The sequence below is a fragment of the Leptolyngbya sp. FACHB-711 genome (assembly GCF_014695615.1).
Lineage (GTDB): Bacteria > Cyanobacteriota > Cyanobacteriia > Elainellales > Elainellaceae > Leptolyngbya_A.
Window position 1 is genome coordinate 1 of sequence record NZ_JACJOR010000310.1, and the last position, 4,610, is coordinate 4,610.

At 48.4% G+C, this 4,610-nt stretch carries 6 protein-coding genes and 1 pseudogene; all 7 read left to right on the plus strand.

Annotation, left to right across the window (positions count from 1 at the left end):
- The coding region (locus H6F80_RS12465; protein ID WP_190791869.1) for a ParA family protein at positions 1-708 on the plus strand (708 nt) is incomplete at its 5' end.
- Entirely contained in the window at positions 705-1,652 is a 948-nt protein-coding gene (locus H6F80_RS12470) for a ParB/RepB/Spo0J family partition protein (protein ID WP_190791870.1), read from the plus strand. The genes H6F80_RS12465 and H6F80_RS12470, both read left to right, overlap by 4 nt.
- 225 nt (positions 1,653-1,877) lie before the next feature.
- Positions 1,878-2,078, plus strand: coding sequence for a YrrC family ATP-dependent DNA helicase (locus tag H6F80_RS31290; RefSeq protein WP_518523568.1), 201 nt, complete (start codon positions 1,878-1,880; stop codon positions 2,076-2,078).
- An 86-nt stretch (positions 2,079-2,164) separates the two neighbouring features.
- A pseudogene (locus H6F80_RS12475) lies at positions 2,165-2,733 on the plus strand (AAA family ATPase).
- 398 nt (positions 2,734-3,131) lie between these two features.
- Positions 3,132-3,404 (plus strand): hypothetical protein, encoded by a 273-nt coding sequence (locus H6F80_RS12485; RefSeq protein WP_347277869.1) that lies wholly within the window; start codon positions 3,132-3,134, stop codon positions 3,402-3,404.
- Positions 3,405-3,426: 22 nt separating this feature from the next.
- The gene (locus tag H6F80_RS12490; protein WP_190791874.1) at positions 3,427-3,951 is read left to right on the plus strand and encodes a hypothetical protein; all 525 of its coding nucleotides are present in this window, start codon (positions 3,427-3,429) and stop codon (positions 3,949-3,951) included.
- A 2-nt stretch (positions 3,952-3,953) separates the two neighbouring features.
- On the plus strand, positions 3,954-4,610 hold a 657-nt coding region (locus H6F80_RS12495), incomplete at its 3' end, for a hypothetical protein (RefSeq protein ID WP_190791875.1).

Genomic DNA, 4,610 nt, shown 5'->3' on the forward strand with positions numbered 1-4,610 from the left:
GGAAAAAGCACTTTAACAATGAACTTGGGTTATCATCTCGCACAACATGAGCACCGGGTTCTGCTGATCGACATGGACCCTCAAGCCAGCCTAACCGCTTTCATGGGTTTAGAACCGTTTGAGCTAAAAAAAACGATATATGAATCGGTAATGGCTTCTGAGCCACTTCCCATTCACACAGACATCTATGGTGTAGATCTTGCGCCTGCAAACATCAACCTGAGCGGTGCAGAGTTGGAACTGGTCGTAGCAGACATGCGGGACTACCGGCTTAAGGAAGCTCTGAGTGAAGCAGTCAATCAATATGACTATATTCTGATTGACTGTCCTCCTAGTCTTGGCATCTTGAGCTACATTAGCCTTGTTGCAGCAACTCACGTTCTCATTCCAATTCAAACTCACTACAAATCCCTGAAAGGCACTGAACTTTTACTTCGCACGATCGCTCGTGTCAAAGCTCGCCCCAATAAAAACCTAAAAATTGCTGGCGTTATTCCTACTATGCACGAAGCCAGAACAGTGCAGGGAGGCATGGCATTACAGTCCATTCAAGCATCCAGAATTGGAACGATTTTTCCGGCTGTTCCGCGCTCAGTGAGTTTTGCTGATGCCTCCCAGGAACATTTACCGCTGGCACTCCATAATCCTAAGCATCCGGCAGTTGCCTTATTTAATGAAATTGCTGGCAGCCTGGAGGCGCTTGTATGAAAAGACGTGCTAGCCAGCCTTACCAAATTAAAGGCGTCGATGCGCTGTTTGGTGAACCTGATCAACCTTCAATAGAAGACCGCTGCCTACCGATCGCTGAAATCACCCTGTTCAAACAACAGCCGCGCCGATACTTCGATCCCGAAAAACTTGACCAGCTTGTTGAATCTGTCAAACAGCACGGCATTCTAGAACCAATCCTGGTACGTCCTAAACAGGATGGCGGATATATTTTGGTTGCAGGAGAGCGTCGTTATAAAGCTGCAACCCTTGCTGGACTTACTGAAGTTCCTGTCGTCATCCGGAATTTTAGCGATGATGAAGCCTTTCAGGTCGCTCTGGTTGAAAATCTCCAGCGGGAAGACCTCAACCCAATAGAAGAAACTGAAGGCATCTTAGAGCTAATCGCGATTCGACTTAAAAAGGGAACAGATTATGTAGTTGGACTGCTGAATCAAGCAGCACACCCAGATCGCAATCCCGATTCTGTGGATAACGTTATCCACAGCGAGGAATGGCAGACCCTTCAGAAGGTATTTGATACCGTTGGACGCTTTACACCTGAAAGCTTTCGCACAAATCGCCTTCCCTTACTAAATTTGCCAACTGACGTTCTAACTGCCATTCGAGAAGGAAAGATTGCTTATACAAAAGCCAGAGCGATCGCACGGATTAAAGAAGAAGATCAACGTAGGAGACTGTTAGACTCTGCGATTAAGAAAGATTTGTCTTTGACCCAAATCAAGGAACAAATAGCAGCAATTTCTGAAACTAGGAGACAGCAAGCTGAAGAGGCTACCCCCAACCTGAAGACTCGTTTTGAAACAGTATATCAACAAGCTAGGAAATCGAAGGTTTGGAATAATCCTGGCAAGCAAAAAAAATTGGAGACAGTTTTGAAAACTTTAGAGGAATTGATACATGAAGAAGCCAGTAAGCATTAATGTCGCTCCAGATTTTGTGGATAACGTTATCCACAAGCCGGAATAGCAGCTTCCGCAAAAGATATTTGATATCGTATCAATCGTCTCCCCCCCTGAACGCAGAATACAAGTGGCAGCTTGAAGACAAAACGATTATCGCAATGGAAAAGCCTCTCACCCCCAATGCCCAGTCATCGCTTGAGCTGCTTCAAGGTGTCGTCGAACGAATCACTTATTATTTAACAGATATATTTAACAGAGCCAGGTTACACCGTAGCGCGGCTCAAAGCGCCTTGCATGAGTAAGCGAGTTACGATGGGTGGCAGTTTCGCTAACCTTCAGACAGGGCAGACCCTACAAATGCAGGGCGCTTGGCGAGAGCATCCCAAGTATGGTCCGCAATTCCAGGCTTTCTACCTCAATTTGAACTGGTATAACACACGGTAGAACGCCTTGCTCTCCCTGGCCATCGCATTGATGCGAGCGATATTCTTGCCCTCGCCATCGACATAGCAATCGATGGGAAACTGATCATGCAAGGCGGAACGGGCAACTTTCAGGGACAATTCCTCTGCTATGCCCCGCCATTTTTCTACACAAAACAGGGCTTAGACAACCGAGTTAAGCACCTGCTGAGCCAGGCCATCCCCGTTAATGTGCCGCGTGTAGAGCGTTGGATCGATCGCTTCATTGTCAGTACCGGGCTCCAGTTGTCCCTGCTGCAGCAGCAAGCAGTTGTCATGGCAGCCTCACATCGGGTGCTCATCCTTTCAGGAGGTCCAAGCACGGGCAAATCCTTTATCTGTAAGACGATCGTTGCGCTCCGGAAAGCGCTGGGCAGGACCATTACGCTCGCCTCTCCCATCAGCCGAGTTGCCCAGTGCCTGAGTGAAATGACTGGGCAGGAAGCTAAAACACTGCATCGCTTGCTGGAGATCGATCCTAAAATAATGAAATTTAAGCGAGATCAAGACAACCGATCCCAGCTGAAGCGATCGTGGTAGATAAGGCTTTGATCATGGATTTATTCTTAGCCAATTCGCTGTTTAAGGCAGTAGCACCCGATGCTCATCTCTTGATTGTGGGCGATACGGATCAGTGACCGAGCGTCGGTCCCCGTGCAAGGCTAAATGATTTGACTGCTTCTGGGCTCATGCCGATCGTCTGACTCACTCAGGTTTTTTGACAGACACAGCAGCCTGCGATCGTCATCAACGCTCACCGGATTAATCAAGGAGAACTGCCGCAGCTAAAACGGGTATGCAACAAGCCAAAATCTGACTGTCTCTGGTTCGTTGCTGAAAACCCAGAGTATGGCGTAGCTGGAACTCGAGATATTGTGACTCATTTTATCCAACAACTAGGATTCGATCCGACACGAGATGTCCAGGTGCTTCGCCTCATAAGGCGGGGAGAGATGGGCACCTACAACCTGAATCAGGTGTTATGACAGCTTATCAATCCACCCCATCCCAGTAAAGCAGAACTGGTGCGCGGTGCATCACGCTCAGCGTAGGCGATCGCATATTGCGATTGAAGAACGACCACAACCACGAAGTGTTTAACGGTGACTTAAGCATTATCAGCGCGATCGACACCGAGGAACAGGAATTATTAGTGCGGTTTGGGAAACGGGATATGACCCATGACTACGCCAACCTGGATGAAATAACCAGAGAAATTGGGGGAGCTATGTTTTTCCTATCAGATGCTAGATTTGCTCTTGCCATCAACTTCCCTTTCACTTACACTACGAATTACACTAACAATTGAATCTTACCTAAAACCCTTAGCCGTGCCGAGATCGCTGAATCTGAAGTGCTTAGAATGCAGTCGCCTAACTATTGAGCAGGCGATCGAACAGCATGGAGAGAGTGGGGATGGATGCTGGAATCCTGATGTTTGCCATCGGAGACGATCGCATTATCGAAATCGTCCAGATGTAAACGCGAAGCGACGGGGACAGAGAGCCGCTGAACAACAACTGAAGCAGCTCACGCAACTAGCGCAACTGGCTACAACTGATCAAGTGGATATCGTCCCAAAAACGCCGCCAGTGGCACTACTCTACCTGTATCGGGAGGATCGACCTAATGCTCACCTCCATGCGATCGCGATTAGCGTTTGGCAGGGCGATCAGAAGTTAGCAAGCATTCCCCCTAAGCACTGCATGGGCATGGCAAATCGTTATGTCAGGCAGTACCTCTTGGAAGTATTGGCAACGCTGGAAGAGAAGTACGGCATCCGAGAATTTGAACCCGAAATTTTAATGCACCCCAGAGAGTGCCCAATCGATCCTTGTCCATTGCGAGGGCTGTAGCAATGCCGCCAGAGGAGAGTCAGGAGAAGCCATTAATAGATACACTGTCTTTCCTGGTAGCGGCAGCAAAGGCTGATGCTGAAAGCGTGGAATTTCGGGAAATCTGGCAGGCGATCGATCAATTGCAGCAGGAAGAAATAAACTGGCAGCAGCTTCACCTGCTGGGGGATGTAATCCTTCAACTTGCCGAACGCTATGAGAATTATGCCAACCTGCTGCTGATCGATTGGGAAGAACGGCATGATCCTCTGGGTCCACCTATGCAGGAAGACCTACTCAATGGGTTGGTACAACGCACAATGTACCTTGACATCTCTGGTCTAACGAAGAAACCAACCCGGCGATCGAAGGGGAAGAAGCAGCCAGAGCCGGAAGACAATCCTTCGATCGCCCAGCCTGTTGAGAAAGAAAAGGTGCTGGCATTTGTCCAAGTACAGGAGGAATCGATTCAAACGAAAGCACAAGCATTGGCGGTGGCACACGATGAGAATGTGTTGGAATGGATTCGCTTAATCGAGAGCTGGATGCAGAGACACGTGCAGAAACAGGAGGGCATCGCGTTTTTAGAAATTCTTAGAGGTACTGGTCTACCAGTTGTTAAAGCATGGTTAGCACTATTGCTAGGGGAATTTGAGCTGTGCCAGCAGGGGAGTTTTTAT

What these genes read in the sequence shown, in the direction of transcription:
- H6F80_RS12470 (WP_190791870.1), top strand. Translation starts at nt 705, where the DNA reads ATGAAAAGACGTGCTAGCCAGCCTTACCAAATTAAAGGCGTCGATGCG.